Raw genomic sequence first — 15144 nt, 5'->3', positions numbered from 1 at the left:
ACTCTATTTGAACGCAAACCCATGGCTGCAGCAATCAGTGCTATTTTCAGTATTGGATTCATGGTTTTTTCAGCGCATGCGCATGCTGACTGCGTGGATAACGGCGGTGGCAGTTTTACCTGTACTGGTAATACGAGTAACAGTACACCTATCACTGGCAGCGTCACACTTGATAGCACCAGTGGTGCGGCGAGCCTGAATAATCAACCTAATATTAAGATCATTAATGACCACAGTGCCATCACACAAGACACGGTGAGCACCATACAAACCAATGGTAATAATGCAGCCACAGTCGAAAATAGTGGCAATATTATTGTGAATAGAGGTGATTTGGTCATCAGTGAAGAGATCGTTGTAAGTGAAGATGTCTATGACCAAGATGGTAATCTGATTACGCCGGCAGTGATTATTCCTGCAGTGATAGGGCCTGGGCTTACGATAGACTCAGGCGCATTCAGCGCTGATAGCAACGGGCAGTTGCTCAATAATGGCGCCAGTGTGGGTGTGGCCAGTGCAATCCGTGCCAACGCAGATGCCGCCACATTTAACTTTATTAACCAAATTGGCCCTCGCCCTAATTTTGCGATATTTTCAGCTTACTTTCCTAGCGTGCAGGCCACAGGTGATTACTCTGCTGCGCTCTATGGCAATGCTGCGCAGATTAACATTACCAATAAATCTTTAATTGCCAATACCTCTTATTCATTTACCCTTGGGGATACCTTGGGGGAGGGGCATTGGGCAATCGCTAACTATGGCGCTGGCTTAACGACGTTGAATAATATCAATCCCAATCAAGATGCCAGTGGTATACAGGGCGATATTGTACTGGTCGACCGTAACCCTTTATTACTGGCCGCGCAGAAAAACAACCCTTCTTTAGTACTGGCCCATGCGGCTAATGAAGTTGGTGTTAGAAATAGCGTGATTAATAACGGTTATTTAGCTTTTATTAACGGCAATATTTACCTCGGTAACGGTGAGCACGTCATTAATAATGAGGCGGGCGGCTATATGACGGGTAACATTTATATAGACCAGCGTGATGCTGAAATTATTGATGTGGTGGGCGGCGTGGCGACCACTGTTGGCACGGTATCTGGTGCTAAAACATTTACCCTGACTAACAACGGCACATTTAATGAAGGCGGTGGCAATGAAATACGTGTTGATGATGTTGTAGGGTCATTGAATACGTTTAATTTTAATTTGAGCTCGTTGGTGCCTGCGTTTAATGGCGGCCCTTATTACACACTCACGCCTAGTAATTTTAGTACCAATATTTTTACCAATGGCTTGGGAGACAACACCGTTAATTTACGTTGTTTCCCACCCGCGCTTCAAGGGGGCTGTACAGCAGATGCGACATTGCAAGTCAGTACCGTGAATATATCATCCAATACTTTTTTCGATATCAGAACACTCAATGTAGCTGGCGGTAATGTCAACCTGAACTCAAATGTTTTCTTTAGTGAATTTGGCGCAATTACCGCCAATACAGTTACGATTGGCCAAGGGTATAATTTTTACGGATATTTTGGCAATTATGATTACACGCCGTCAAACTCCCCATTTCCAGCAGCACCAGATGCGATTGGCGTGATAAATGCAAACCTTATCAATAATGGCCGAATTACGGTGCGCGATGCAACACTAGTGGTGAATGGTGATGCTACTTTTACCGATACATCCAGTTTAGCTTTCCGTATTTTACCTACGGGTAACGGCAAGGTAGATGTACAAGGAGGCACTGGTACGTTTAGCAATAACAGCACGCTGATTCCCACGTTTAGAGATATATACATTCGCTCTGGCGATACGTTTACGGTTGCCACCAACTCAAGTGGCCAGCCAAATATTATCAATAGTGGCATTGTGCAATTCACCAGTAGCGATAGCACAGGGGATATCGTGCTGACCGCCAACAATGCCATTCCCCAAATACTTAACCCGACTAAAGCGGGTACCAATGCGGTCATGGCTTTGATGAATGCGCCGAGCACAGACCCAGTGATTGCAGGTTTGCAATTAGAGATTCAAGGTCTAGATAACCAAGAGTTACAGCGTGCAACCGAGCGTCTACGTCCGGAAATTCATGATGGCGTTATTCGGATGGTGCTGGGTAACACGGATCGCACATTCGGTATTCTGGAAAATCGCTTGGTTGAACAGGCCCTCGCTGGTGATAAAAAGGTGAGCGTAGCCAGCCTGGACAGCAACGCGGGCGCTGTGGATAAGCCCAAAGCCAGTACAGGCATTTGGATGCAAGGGTTTGGCTATCAAGGTACACAAGATAAGCGTGAGGGTGTCGATGGTTTCAGGCTCCATTCAACAGGGTTTGTAGTCGGTGCAGATCGTGATATTGGTGCTGATCAAACATTCCGCTTGGGTGCGCTATTTAGTTTTGCTGGCGGCAATATCGATAACAGTGGCCTCACAGACAATAATACAATCAATACCAATAGCTACTTTTCCGCTATTTATGGCGCATGGGATATGCAGGACTGGTACTTGAATGCAGCCATTGGGGGCGGTAGGCACGTGATTGATACGCGACGGCTTGCACTAGGGCGCGTCGCGACTGGCGAGCACGATGCTTGGCAGTTTAGCAGCCATTTAGATGCAGGCTATCCATTCCAATTGACGGATGAGCTACAGTTTATTCCCGTAGCTACTTTACGTTATAACCATCTAGATGAATCTGGCTACAAAGAGAAAGGCAAAACGATTACTGGTGTGAATGGCGTTGGCCGTGCTGGTGATCCTTCTTATACAGTCACTCCAGGCACCCCCATTGCCTTGGCTGTGGATGGCAAGGCTACAGACTCTTTCCGCTCTGGTATTGGTGCAAAAGCATTATGGAATCTTCAACAAGATGACTGGAATGCAAATATTGGTGTACACGCGCTTTGGATGCATGAGTTTGGTGATATCGGGCAAACGACAACTGCACGATTTTTAGCAGGTGGCAGCACATTTAATAACCCAAGCGTGGACATTGCGCGTGAAAGTATTGTGGCAGGCGCAAGCGTACAACTAACAGGTAATGATGAGAACGACCAAGTAAGCTTATTGGCAAGCTATGAGGCGGAGATGCGCGATAAGTTTTTCAGCCACAATATGACCATGCGTATTCGGTATGACTTTGACAAAGGGCCTAGTTACATCCAACGCGCCAATCATAACAAAGCAGCACTGTTGGCTAAGATTAAGCAAACACAATTGGTCAATGCTACAGAAGCAGACATTAATGCAATACAGCAAGCCATTGCGCCGGTGAGCGATGCTTCCGTGGCGCAAAGCACACCTAAATCAGAACATGAAGTACAAATTGAGTCAGCCGTTAGCAAATGGGTGAATGCTTTAGCCAATAAAAATATAGAAATGTATTTTAATAGCTATGCCAGTGAGTTCACGCCGCCTGATGGTAGTACACGTCAAGCATGGGAGAAAAAACGTAAACTTGAAATCTCGCGTGATGGTAATGCTGCCATCAAAACTTCGTACTTAACCATTACGCCCAACGGAAACCAAGCGACTGCAGTGTTTACGCAAACCTTGACAGACGGGGGGCAAAAACAAACGTTGTTAAAGGCGCTTGATTTAATAGAAAAAGGCGGTCGCTGGCTGATCGTGAGCGAAGATGGCTTTGTAATTCAAGAGTAATACGCCGAGACGCAGCCAGCGTTTCAGCGCTTTTCATTCGTGAGTAGTGCTGGTGCTGACCACCATTTTCACCAAAATCATTAGGATTATTTAATGAAATTTGGCATCTGCTCAATCTGAAAATCGAGCAATATCACAGCATGTATACAGTTCTGTATACTCGTTCAGTCAAATGATTGAATTGAATTTTTCATCATCAATTTATATGGGGAATCAAATGAAATATATGTTAAGTATTGCAATCGTTTTTGCGTTGGCTGGGCCAGCCTTAGCGGAAGATAAAATTAGCCGAATGCATGCAGATAGCATGCAATCATTTACGCCTGAGACCGTGCAATGGAAAGATGAACCGATTTTACCCAAGGGTGCCAAAAGCGCAATTCTTGTTGGAGATCCTACCAAAGCTGGAGTGTTCATTGCGTGGCTTAAGTTTCCAAAGAATTATCCTATTCCACCACACACGCACCCATTTACAGAGGTGGTTACAGTTTTGAGTGGTAAGTTGGGGAATGGTATGGGTAATGTCTTAGATAAGAAAAAAGGTGAGATGCTCAAGGCGGGTTCGAGTTTTGTGTTGCCGACAGGTCATACACATTATGTATGGACAACCGATGAAGAAACAATTGTTGAGCTTATTGCTACCGGGCCTTGGGCAATCACCTACACCAATCCTAAAGATGACCCTCGTCATTAGTATTTTAATAGACATTGGTGAAGTTAATTTAAACAATAGGGAAATGGAAATTCCAATCCCTATTGTGAAAACTGACAAATGAAACTACGCCCGCACCCATACTGCAATTTGATGATGTACAGAGTCTCCTAAGCAGGCATTCTGATTGTTACGTTGAGCAAGTATTGTTATACCGGGCAAATATTATCCTTCCCCACGTTTTACCTTAGCTTCGTATTCGTTGATATCTACAAGCCCTTGTGATTCAGCAATGGCTTTTTCTTCTGGCGTAATAGCATCCTGAACGATGTCTAATCGCTTCCATGTTGGAATGGGCGTGACCTTGCAAGGCTCTGGCACGTATTTGGATTGATCTAATTTTTTGTATTTGTGAATATAGCGTGGGCAGTTAACCCAAATTTTAGTGACTTTGATCATGATCAAATACTTTGCCTCAGTGTATTCAGCCAGCAGCTCATGCTCTCTCACCAACTCAGCAGTGCCTTGTACGCGCACTCTATGAGGGGTTTCAAAATCAATGAAGAGCATACCCACTTTATGCTGCGCTTCTATATTGCCTACCGAGTAAAACATGCCATTTCCATCAAAGCCGGGGAATACCAAAGTACTTTCATCCAACACTTTTACGAAACCAGTAGGGCCGCCTTTGTAAGATACGGTTGGCATGCCATGCGGATCTACCGTGGAAAGAAAAAACATGTCTCGGCTACTGATGAATTTACTTTCATCTTCTGATATTTTTTCATGTATCCAACCGTTATCCAGTAAATTAGCTAGTTTCGTTGTATTGAATTCTTCTTGTAACGCACGGTGTTCAGCTGAATATAGTGATGCCATTATTTTCCCCAATTTAGTATGTTGAAAAAACTACTGATGTAAATGAAAAATCTTACTCATGATTTTCCATTCCCCATCTAACTTTAAAACGTTAAAAAAATCTGTGAATCTGTGCCCGGTCCAGTCATCGGTTTCTACGCGCACGCTGGCAATAGTGCCGACAATATCCATGCTCACAATATGAAAGATCAAGTTTTTAGCAGGTCCGTTCGTATCGTTCCAATCATATAGCCCTTGAATAGGCCCTGCAAACAAGTCAGGGCCGACATAGCCAAAAATCGTGGCGTCATTGTGAAAAGCAGGTTTCATGTCACTGCCTTTGCCAGAAATTGCGCCATTAATATAATGTTGAATTAAACCAGTAATCGCTTCGTAATCACTCATATTTGTCACTGACATAGGGATATCCTCCATTGATGCGTCATCTTGACTTATTTTTAAATTGAAATAAATGCAAGATATAGAATATTATTTGTGCTTATTTGGAAAAAATGAGCGAGGCTAAATTGTTTAATTCTTTAGATGATTTACGGATATTTGTACAAATTTTTGAGAAGAAAAGTCTAACGCTAGTTGCTACGCTCAACCAAACAACACCGGGCGTGATTAGTAAGCGATTAACCCAAATCGAAAAGGATTTTGGTGCACGGTTGTTTCATCGGACTACCCGAACCATTCAGCACACGGACGAAGGCCTTCGGCTGTATTCGCAAGCACAGCATTTGTTAGAAACCGTTGACGATTATGAAATGGATTGGGGTGAAAAAACTGAGCCTGCGGGACTAATACGCATCACTGCATCTGCTTCATTTGCTAGGCTTTATTTAATGCCACTGATATTAAAGTTTTTGAAGAGGTATCCAAAAATAAAAATAAGCTTTGAGCTTTCCGACAAGGTGCTAGATATTGTGGCGGAAGGCATTGATTTAGCTATCCGCGGTGCTCAGATGAGCGACTCGACCCTTGTGGCAAAAAAACTGGGGCCATCCCCAGAAGTGCTTTGCACAACAAAAGAGTATCTAGATAACGCACCTCCTTTAACTTCACCAGAGGATCTAGCCATGCATAATTGCATTGTATTGAATGAGCACTACAACTGGGAGTTTAAAGTGGGTGGAAAAACCATACACCAGCGCGTCAGTGGCAGTTTTCAAACCAACTATAGTGAAGCATTAATAGAAGCAGTTAAAGATGGTTTAGGCATTGGCATGATTTGCTATTGGCAAGCACATAAAGAATTACAAGCCGGAGAACTTGTCCTTGCTTTACCTGAGTTTGCTCCGGGTAGAGATCAAACGCTATATGCGGTTTACCCATCACGCCGACATTTGCCGACTAAAACCAAAGTACTGATTGAGTATTTGGAAAAGAACCTCGTGATACCTTCTCCAGATGCATATTAAACACCGAGTCTATTCATTATAAAATCAATCAGTGTTCTTACCTTAATTGAGAGAAACTTACCGTGTGGGTACATCAAATTAAAAGGGCGAGCTCTCCCAGAAAATTCTTTCAGTACCTCCACTAATGTGCCATTTTCCAACTCTTTTTCAACTACATAGTGGTAGGTTTGAAATAGGCCGGCACTAGACTTAGCGAGGGTTACGCCACCCAATATATCTTCTGAGCAACGATAGCTTCCATTTGTCAAAATCTCGTGCTCAATTGAGTCTTTGTAAAAAAGCCAGGGTATTGGGCGGCCAGTGCTCGGTAATTCAAATTGTATGCAATCGTGATCGGCTAAGTCCTCCAGTTTTTGAGGCTGTCCTTTTTGAGATAGATATTGTGGTGTAGCGACTACTACCAATTTTGCATCCTCTATTTTTCTTGAGATAAAGTTTGAGTCGGGAGGTGTTCGCCCTCTGACTGCCAAATCAAAGCCTTCTTCCAAAAAATCGATATTTCTATTGGTGATATGTAGCTCAAATTGGATGTTCGGATAATGGGTTCTGAAATCAGCCAATATAGGCAAGACTCTATAGTGGCCGTAGGTAGTTGGCAGGCTGATTCTTATAGTGCCGGCAGGGTTTATTTGCTGCCCAGCAACCGCAGTTTCTGCTTCCATTAACTGAGTCAATGCGTCTTTGCAGTGATGAAAATATAGCTCTCCAGATTCTGTCAGCCTGATGTGTCGAGTCGTTCTAACAAACAAACGTACTCCTAATCTTTCTTCCAGCCGGGTGATGGATCTACTTACAGCAGCTGGTGTAACGCCTGCTGCATTCGCCGCTGCGGTAAAGCTTTTCAGTTCTGCCGCCAGACAGAACAGCTCAATGCTCCCCAGTAACACAGCATCAAATTGTCTTTTCATATATTCCACCATGTAATAAATAATTTGATAAATATAGTATTTATCTACTTTTAATGCAAAGGTAAAGTACGTTTCATCATCACTTGCTAGGTAAATTGTGAGTAGATGATCAACCAAACTTACATTAGGAGAAAATCATGGACACAAAAACAGTAGTGATTACAGGCGCTTCAAGCGGTATTGGCTTTGCACTGGCAGAGGCTTATTTGAAAAGAGGCTATCACGTGGTAGGGAACGGCCGTACCCAAGATCGGCTGGATGAAGCTGCAAAAAAATTAGGAAGTCCACAACACTTTGTAGGCGTAGCGGGTGATATTTCAAAACCCGATACTGCAAAAGAATTATTCAGCCAAGCTAAAGCTAGGTTTGGCAAAGTGGATATCCTTATTAACAATGCAGGTGTATTTATTGCTAAGCCCATTACTGCTTATACAGATGAAGATGTAAACCAACTTATCGACACCAATTTAAAAGGGTTTTTTTACCCAAGTCGTGAAGCTGCTGCGCATATGTCTGAAAACAAATCAGGGCATATTGTGAACATCACTGCCAGTGTAGCGATTCAGCCTAATATCAATGTGCCGGCTTCATTGGCTATTTTAATCAAAGGCGGTATAGATCACGCTACAAAAGCGCTTTCATTGGAGCTTTCACCATTCAATATTCAGGTTAACTCTGTGGCGCCTGGCATTATAGATACGCCTATGCACTCCATAGAAAACCATCCTTTCTTAAAGGCCTTACATCCATCAAATAAAATGGGTACCACTAAAGATATTGTGGATGCTGTGATGTATCTGGCAGATGCGCAATTTACAACGGGTATCGTGCTTCCAGTAGACGGTGGTAGCAGCTCAGGTAAATGGTAGTTTTTTGATTCAATGATTGAAAGGAATAATCATGCCATACATCAATATCAAGGTAACCAAAGAAGGTGTAACTCCAAAACAGAAGGCTGAGCTCATTCAAGGTGCTACTGACCTCGTTGTAAAAGTTCTGAATAAAGACCCCGCTACCACTTTCGTGATTATCGACGAAGTTGAAACGGATAACTGGGGAGTCGCAGGTGAAACAACCACAGCCAGACGCCTTAGAGGCCATTAATCTAAAAAAAAGCTGGATATGTAAAAGCGTATCCAGCTACTCCAAGAAAGGATGAGAAATGAAACTGATTTATGTAGCCGACCCAATGTGCTCATGGTGCTATGGCTTTAGCAAAGAAATGGCGGAATTAATGGAGATGAATCCAGAGATCTCTTTGGAAATAGTGGTGGGTGGGCTAAGCGCTGGATCGAATAAAGTGCTAGATGATGCCGACAAGCGGTTTAGATTGATGCACTGGTCAAAAGTAGAGGCCATAAGTGGTCTGCCATTTAACAGAGAAGCGTTAATGGCAAGAGAAGGGTTCGTCTATGATTCTGGGCCAGCTTGTAGAGCACTCGTCACAGCAATTAAGATGAATACCGGTATTAGTATACTTAAGATATTTAGAGCTATTCAGCATGGTTTTTATGTGGATGGTAAAGATGTGACAAGCCCAAGCGAGCTGGTAAAAATATTATCCAACACATTTGCCTTAGAGGGCTATCCAGTTAATGATGATTTGATTTTAACTATGTTTAATAGTGAGGAAATTAAATTAGAAACGGAGAATCATTTCAAGACAGTCAAACACACTTTTGGAATATCTAGTTTTCCAGCGCTGCTTTTAGAGGATCATGGGGAAATTAAAACCATTAGCGCAGGCTATATGGCTGCAAACATGCTGCAAGAAATAATGAACAAAATCTCTAATCAAAACGACTCTGTTTTGTGTCAAAAGCACAGCTAGGCAGCAAAAGTTGTACGCCTGCTAGAACCAATTGCCCCAGAAGATTTTCTAGCCATTTCTTTTTATGCGCTAGCGTTTGTGTAAAGCATCAATGTATTACACGGCGCTGGCGTTGTGGGGGATAATAGCGCCCTCAGCATTTTTTGCAGCATACTTGGAATAAGCTCCCATGGAAATTAAAGTCAACTTTCTCGATAAGCTACGTCTTGAAGCCAAGTTCGATGACTTCACGGTGATTGCCGATCAGCCTATCCGCTATAAAGGTGATGGCTCGGCGCCTGGCCCGTTTGATTATTTTTTAGCTTCATCGGCTTTGTGTGCGGCTTATTTTGTAAAGTTGTACTGCAACACGCGCAATATTCCTACCGACAATATCCGCCTGTCGCACAACAATGTGGTGGATCCTGAAAACCGCTACAAGCAGATTTTTAAGATTCAGGTCGAGTTACCTTCTGATATCTCCGACAAAGACCGTCAGGGGATTTTGCGTTCCATTGACCGTTGTACGGTCAAGAAAGTAGTGCAAGCCGGGCCGGATTTCATTATTGAAGAAGTCGCTAACCTGGACGAAGATGCGCAGGCCTTGCTGATGGTGAATCCATCTGCCGACACGCGCACTTACATTACCGGCAAAGACTTACCCCTGGAACAAACCATCGCCAATATGTCTGGTTTGCTGGCGAGTCTGGGCATCAAGATTGAAATCGCGTCGTGGCGCAATATTGTGCCGAATGTGTGGTCGTTGCATATCCGTGATGCGCATTCGCCGATGTGCTTCACTAACGGAAAAGGATCGACCAAGGAAAGTGCGCTGGCGTCGGCCTTGGGTGAGTATATCGAGCGGCTGAGTAACAACCATTTTTATGCCGGGTCGTATTGGGGCGAAGAGATTGCCAATGCCGAATTTGTGCATTATCCGAACGAGCGCTGGTTTAAGCCGGGCCGTAAAGATGCGCTGCCGAAAGAGATTCTGGACGACTACTGCTTGGAGATTTACAACCCTGATGGTGAACTGTGTGGCTCGCACCTGATCGATACCAATTCTGGCAATGCCGAGCGCGGTATCTGTTCGCTGCCCTATGTACGGCAGTCAGATGGTGAGGTGGTTTATTTCCCTTCTAATCTGGTCGAAAACCTGTACGCCAGCAATGGCATGAGTGCCGGTAACACGCTAGTCGAAGCGCAAGTACAATGCTTATCCGAGATTTTTGAACGCGCGGTCAAACGCGAAATCATCGAAGGCGAAATCGCCTTGCCCGATGTGCCACAAGAAGTGCTGGCGAAATATTCTGGCATTGTGGCTGGTATTCAGGGACTGGAAGCGCAGGGCTTCCCGGTACTGGTGAAAGATGCGTCGCTGGGTGGCGAATACCCGGTGATGTGTGTGACCTTGATGAATCCGCGCACCGGCGGTGTGTTTGCCTCGTTCGGCGCGCACCCGTGTATGGAAGTCGCGCTGGAACGCAGCCTGACCGAATTACTGCAAGGCCGCAGTTTTGAAGGCCTGAATGATTTGCCGCAACCGACCTTTGCCAGTGAAGCGGTGACTGAACCGAATAACTTTGTGGAACACTTTATTGATTCCAGCGGCATTGTGTCGTGGCGGTTTTTCAGTGCCAAGGCTGATTATGAGTTTGTGGAGTGGGATTTCTCAGGAAAAGGCGAGAATGCGAATGCTGAGGAAGCCGCGACTATGTTTGGGATGTTGGCCAACATGGGCAAAGAAGCTTACGTGGCAGTATATGACCAGTTAGGTGCAGCGGCTTGCCGCATAGTGGTGCCGGGCTATTCAGAAGTGTATCCGGTAGAAGATCTGGTGTGGGATAACACCAACAAGGCCTTGCTGTTCCGTGAGGGTATCCTGAACTTGCATCAACTGGACGATGCTAGCCTAAAAGCATTGCTTGAGCGCTTGGAGAATAACGAACTGGATGATTACGGCGATATCGGCACCCTGATCGGCATTCAGTTTGACGAGAACACGGCCTGGGGTCAGCTCACTGTGCTGGAGTTGAAACTGCTGATAAATCTAGCCTTGCAGCAATTTGAAGAGACGCAAGAATTGGTAGGTGCCTTCCTGCAATACAACGACAACACGCTAGAACGCGGATTGTTTTATCAGGCCTTGAATGTGGTGCTGGAAGTCGTGCTGGATGACGAGCTAGAGCTGGCCGATTACGAGGTCAACTTCCGCAAGATGTTTGGCGATGTACGGATGGACGCTGTAATAGGCTCAGTGGACGGCAGCGTGCGCTTCTTTGGCTTGACGCCGACCAGTATGCAATTGGAAGGGCTGGACAGGCACCACCGCCTGATTGGCAGCTACAGAAAATTGCATACGGCGCGGGCCAAAATGGTGGCTACGGTCAGTTAAAGTAACGCGTCATAACGTTTGCGCTGAGGTAGCTCCCCAGCGCAGATTTATTTGAATCTAAGTCTCGCGCTCCCGCGTAGTTTGTATAACACGTTCGGTATAAAGGTTGCGAGGATGAGTAGCGCGGCCAAAAGTAAATATGCCCAGCGCATCGAATACGCCGTGACAAAACTAGCGGCTGGTTTTTGTTTTTGCACAAAGGCATAAAACGCGTTGTTGTCTTGCCCTTTGATATACGTGCCTTTAAATTCTCCAGCAAGCGAGATTAAGTACTCTTCTTCCAACTGCGATAAAAAGCGGTCATATTCTGCAAACGCCACTGGCGGATCAGGTTCATCCTGGCTTGGGTCTGAATAAGTGACACCAACAGCGCCAGCATTGTTGTTATCACTCACCGGCCAATAGCCAACCCGCTCATTTGCGGAATTGAATCTGGGTACGCCCACTTTGGTATTGCCGCCTACACCGACAAACGTGAAGTTTTTACCAATTTGAATGCCGCTAAGGTCTTGTTTGATGGTGACGTTGACGCGCGGTGCTTCATCGCCATCGGTAAAAAACAGCAAGTGTGCCGGCACATTGAGCGAGTCAAACGTGTTGGCTGCCGCACGTATACTAAAGCTTAAGCGGCTATTGCCTTTCCATGCCATGCGCCACTCCAGATGGTCTATGGAGTCTGTGATCACATCTAAATTCGCACAGACTTCTAAGGGTGTAATCAATAAAGCCACATTGTCCGAAGCAAATACGCCCACACTAAAATAAGTACCGCAGGCAGATGTCTGCACAATGTTTTTCATCAGTTGACGTGTGTAGGCTAACCGGCTAACCGGTTGGTTGTTCCAGCGCTCATCTTCGGCATTCATGCTTTGTGATACATCAGCAAGCAGTAAGTAGTTATGCACCTCTTGCTTTAATTGAATTTCTGGCTTGAACAATGCCAGTAATAAACAAGCAAACGCTGCTGTAAACAGCAGAGTCTCGTGATTGTTTGTTAAAAATGCACGTATCTTTTTCATGGCAAACCAATCGGTAAGTTGCTCAGTTCCATGGTGGACTGGTCTTTGGGTGCAGGCTTCATATTATTTGCCATCACCGAGTGCAATAGATTCAAATTGAATTTGGCGGCACGGTCTTGTGGAGCGATTCTTAATGCTTGCTCATACGCCATTTTGGCTTGGGTATAGGCATAGCGCGCTTCGTCTTGTAAGGTGCCATCATCATTGACTCTGCGTATTAGCCCAAACACAAATAGGTTATTGCCAATGTTGTATTGGATTTTGGCTTGCTGCTCTAAAGTTGGTTTGGTTTCTAATAATTGCCCGTAGGTTTGCACTGCATGTTTGTAGTCTTTTTTATTGCCTTGGTCATAGGCTGCAGTAAATTTTTGTAGATAGGGGTAGCGGTCACTGGTGACCAACTGCCCCGCCGCTAACACTCGGTTCACTTGTTCGGTTCTATGGATTTGAAAAGCTTCGTACCCAACGCCCACTAAACCAATGGCGAGCAAAGCACCAAACACCACATTGCTATTTTTAATATGTCTGATCATGCGTGTACCTTTAGATTTTTAATGGCTAATATGAGCAAGCTGAGTATCAATGCGATGACGATAAGATTGTTTGAGTAGTCATGGCCGGGAATATTGACCGAGTACTGAATCATGTTTTTTTCTTTCGCATCGATGTATTGCAATGCAGATTGCAATGCAGTTGGGTTGTCTGCCTCAAACGCTTTGTATTTGATATTGAGCGATTTGAAATATCGGTCTAGTGCAATAGAATCGGGAACACTATCTTCGCTATAAGTATTTTTAGTAAAGATGCTGATGTCGTCCGGCTCTCTTAATACAATCCAGTACAGGCTTAACTTTTTGCCCACAAAGTATTCTGATATTTTGTATCTCACACGTGGGCTTAGTTTTCCTGCGCCATCAGAGAGCAAAATTACCGCGCGTGATCCAGAGCTTTGAATGTTGTCGAATAAGCTGACCGCCTCGGTAATACCTGCGCCAATATTGGTTTGATTGAGTGCGGCGCCAGTAGCTGCATTAATGGCAGCGTGGATAGCATCACGATTGGTGGTGATTTTCATGCCATAGAGGGCAGAGTTGGTGAAGCCAACGACGCCCATCATGTCGTCCGGGCGGGAATCAATAAAATCGGTAATCAGTCTGCGTGCAGCGGCAGATTTTATCTCTGCAGCGCGCCCGCTAGTGCTTTGCCCGGCAAATGGATGGTCCATACTCACACTACGGTCAATCACAAATACCGTTTGTGCGCCTTTACCCACCTTTTGCTCTTTTTTACTGGCACCTTGTGGAGAGGCCAGTGCAAGCACAATACTCAGTAAGAGTAGGGCGATGATGGTTTTGACAACGCGGTTGGCAATGTCTGACAGCCTATCTTTGGGTGCAATGTCTAACCAAGAGTACATTTGGCCTTGATGGCTCTTAAATATAAATGGCGCGGCTGCGAGTGGCACTAATAAAAGTGCCCATGGATGTAATAGCGTCATTAAATGCCTCGCTCGCAATCTCTAAAACGTTTACTGAGCGCCTTGAGCTGTTGTAACTCCTGACCATTCGATGCGTGATTGCCAAACAGTGCAGCGTTAGATTGCGTAAAAAACGCATCAATGTCCGCGCGCATTTTTAAGAATTTAGGATGCGCCGCTAGAAATTTGTCCAGCTCGTGTACAAATAAATTCTCCCCATACAGTTGGTTAAACGCTTGATGCATATACATCAAAGCATGCTGATGACTGCCTTGGCGATGGCCTAGTTTTTTAATGCGGCGATACGCTTGCGCAAATGCACCATTCATAAAAGGCAACCAGGATTTATCTGCATTGACATAGATGAGCCCGATCAGACCTGTAGCTAATACGGAGAGTGCTAGCCATAGCCAGCTATAGTGTATGCTCACATCAAATAGTGGTGGTTTGGATTGTGGCTGCATATTTTCTTTGGCATTGGTAATGCCTTCTGCTACCAGTGGCGAATACCAAAACTGCCAAGCAGGCATATCAATAGCGGCTGCAGTGGTGCCACCTGCCAGTGTGAAATGCACATTGGGTAATCGCATCACCATTGGTTTGGCGGCGCTGGCAAAGACCTGATAGCTAAGTGCAATGTGGTAGGTCGTGGTATCACCGTGCTGCGTACTTTGTACGGCAATGTCACGTAGTTCTATACCATCTTTACTGTCCCCTTTTAATGGCAGAGACGTTTTAGGCAAGTGGTAGGCTGAGCTGACCTCAACCTCGATGGTGCGATTCAGTACATCGCCGATTTGAATAGCATTGCTATGGTGTGGATTGGTGATGTTAAGCACTTTCACCGCTGACGCTTGCGCAAATCCTTGTAGTGACAAGAGTGTAAGGCTAATAGCCAATATTGATTTTACGATTGAATTACGCATAATTCC

At 44.9% G+C, this 15144-nt stretch carries 14 protein-coding genes; 7 read left to right on the top strand and 7 right to left on the bottom strand.

Annotated elements, in window-relative coordinates; genetic code table 11:
• The first annotated feature begins 21 nt into the window (after window positions 1-21).
• Window positions 22-3669 carry an autotransporter outer membrane beta-barrel domain-containing protein gene (locus tag FG11_RS09030; protein WP_160277152.1) on the top strand — a complete coding sequence of 1216 codons (3648 nt, stop codon included), beginning with the start codon at window positions 22-24 and terminating at the stop codon, window positions 3667-3669.
• A gap of 172 nt (window positions 3670-3841) precedes the next feature.
• Window positions 3842-4363, top strand: a complete 522-nt coding sequence (locus tag FG11_RS09025) for a cupin domain-containing protein (protein WP_235276367.1) — start codon at window positions 3842-3844, stop codon at window positions 4361-4363.
• Between the two features lie 183 nt (window positions 4364-4546).
• Here the strand turns inward: FG11_RS09025 and FG11_RS09020 are convergent, their stop codons facing one another.
• Together FG11_RS09020 and FG11_RS09015 are read right to left on the bottom strand one after the other, a co-directional pair.
• Window positions 4547-5200 (bottom strand): pyridoxamine 5'-phosphate oxidase family protein, encoded by a 654-nt coding sequence (locus FG11_RS09020; protein ID WP_047534462.1) that lies wholly within the window; start codon window positions 5198-5200, stop codon window positions 4547-4549.
• Between the two features lie 30 nt (window positions 5201-5230).
• Window positions 5231-5599 (bottom strand): nuclear transport factor 2 family protein, encoded by a 369-nt coding sequence (locus FG11_RS09015; protein WP_020182759.1) that lies wholly within the window; start codon window positions 5597-5599, stop codon window positions 5231-5233.
• 92 nt (window positions 5600-5691) lie between these two features.
• On the opposite strand from FG11_RS09015, the gene FG11_RS09010 reads away from it, so the two are divergent.
• Entirely contained in the window at window positions 5692-6603 is a 912-nt protein-coding gene (locus FG11_RS09010) for a LysR family transcriptional regulator (protein WP_020182758.1), read from the top strand.
• Here the strand turns inward: FG11_RS09010 and FG11_RS09005 are convergent.
• The gene (locus tag FG11_RS09005; RefSeq protein ID WP_235276366.1) at window positions 6600-7628 is read right to left on the bottom strand and encodes a LysR family transcriptional regulator; all 1029 of its coding nucleotides are present in this window, start codon (window positions 7626-7628) and stop codon (window positions 6600-6602) included. The two genes, FG11_RS09010 and FG11_RS09005, sit on opposite strands and share 4 nt — an antisense overlap.
• Window positions 7629-7648: 20 nt before the next feature.
• Here FG11_RS09005 and FG11_RS09000 point away from each other — a divergent pair, with 20 nt between their 5' ends.
• The 4 genes from FG11_RS09000 to FG11_RS08985 all read left to right on the top strand — a co-directional run bounded on the left by FG11_RS09000 (window position 7649) and on the right by FG11_RS08985 (window position 11716).
• Window positions 7649-8380, top strand: a complete 732-nt coding sequence (locus tag FG11_RS09000) for an SDR family NAD(P)-dependent oxidoreductase (protein ID WP_025224813.1) — start codon at window positions 7649-7651, stop codon at window positions 8378-8380.
• Window positions 8381-8411: 31 nt separating this feature from the next.
• On the top strand, window positions 8412-8615 hold the full coding sequence (locus tag FG11_RS08995) for a tautomerase family protein (RefSeq protein WP_020182755.1): 204 nt from the start codon (window positions 8412-8414) through the stop codon (window positions 8613-8615).
• A gap of 58 nt (window positions 8616-8673) precedes the next feature.
• Entirely contained in the window at window positions 8674-9342 is a 669-nt protein-coding gene (locus tag FG11_RS08990; RefSeq protein WP_047534459.1) for a DsbA family protein, read from the top strand.
• Window positions 9343-9511: 169 nt separating this feature from the next.
• Complete coding sequence (locus FG11_RS08985) at window positions 9512-11716, top strand: OsmC domain/YcaO domain-containing protein (RefSeq protein WP_047534457.1); 2205 nt, start codon at window positions 9512-9514, stop codon at window positions 11714-11716.
• A gap of 47 nt (window positions 11717-11763) precedes the next feature.
• On the opposite strand, the gene FG11_RS08980 is transcribed toward FG11_RS08985, so the two are convergent.
• From FG11_RS08980 to FG11_RS08965, 4 genes are read right to left on the bottom strand one after another with little or no spacing between them, the layout of a single operon-like run.
• Window positions 11764-12735, bottom strand: coding sequence for a vWA domain-containing protein (locus tag FG11_RS08980; RefSeq protein ID WP_047534455.1), 972 nt, complete (start codon window positions 12733-12735; stop codon window positions 11764-11766).
• Window positions 12732-13268, bottom strand: a complete 537-nt coding sequence (locus tag FG11_RS08975) for a hypothetical protein (protein ID WP_047534453.1) — start codon at window positions 13266-13268, stop codon at window positions 12732-12734. The genes FG11_RS08980 and FG11_RS08975 overlap by 4 nt, the downstream gene beginning before the upstream one ends.
• Window positions 13265-14233, bottom strand: a complete 969-nt coding sequence (locus FG11_RS08970) for a vWA domain-containing protein (RefSeq protein ID WP_025224809.1) — start codon at window positions 14231-14233, stop codon at window positions 13265-13267. The genes FG11_RS08975 and FG11_RS08970 overlap by 4 nt, the downstream gene beginning before the upstream one ends.
• The gene (locus FG11_RS08965; protein WP_052185004.1) at window positions 14233-15138 is read right to left on the bottom strand and encodes a hypothetical protein; all 906 of its coding nucleotides are present in this window, start codon (window positions 15136-15138) and stop codon (window positions 14233-14235) included. The genes FG11_RS08970 and FG11_RS08965 overlap by 1 nt, the downstream gene beginning before the upstream one ends.
• Window positions 15139-15144: the final 6 nt, after the last annotated feature.

This window comes from Methylotenera sp. N17, assembly GCF_000799155.1.
GTDB lineage: Bacteria > Pseudomonadota > Gammaproteobacteria > Burkholderiales > Methylophilaceae > Methylophilus.
The sequence above is the reverse complement of the archived record's forward strand: the minus strand, read 5'-3'. Positions and strand labels throughout refer to the sequence as shown.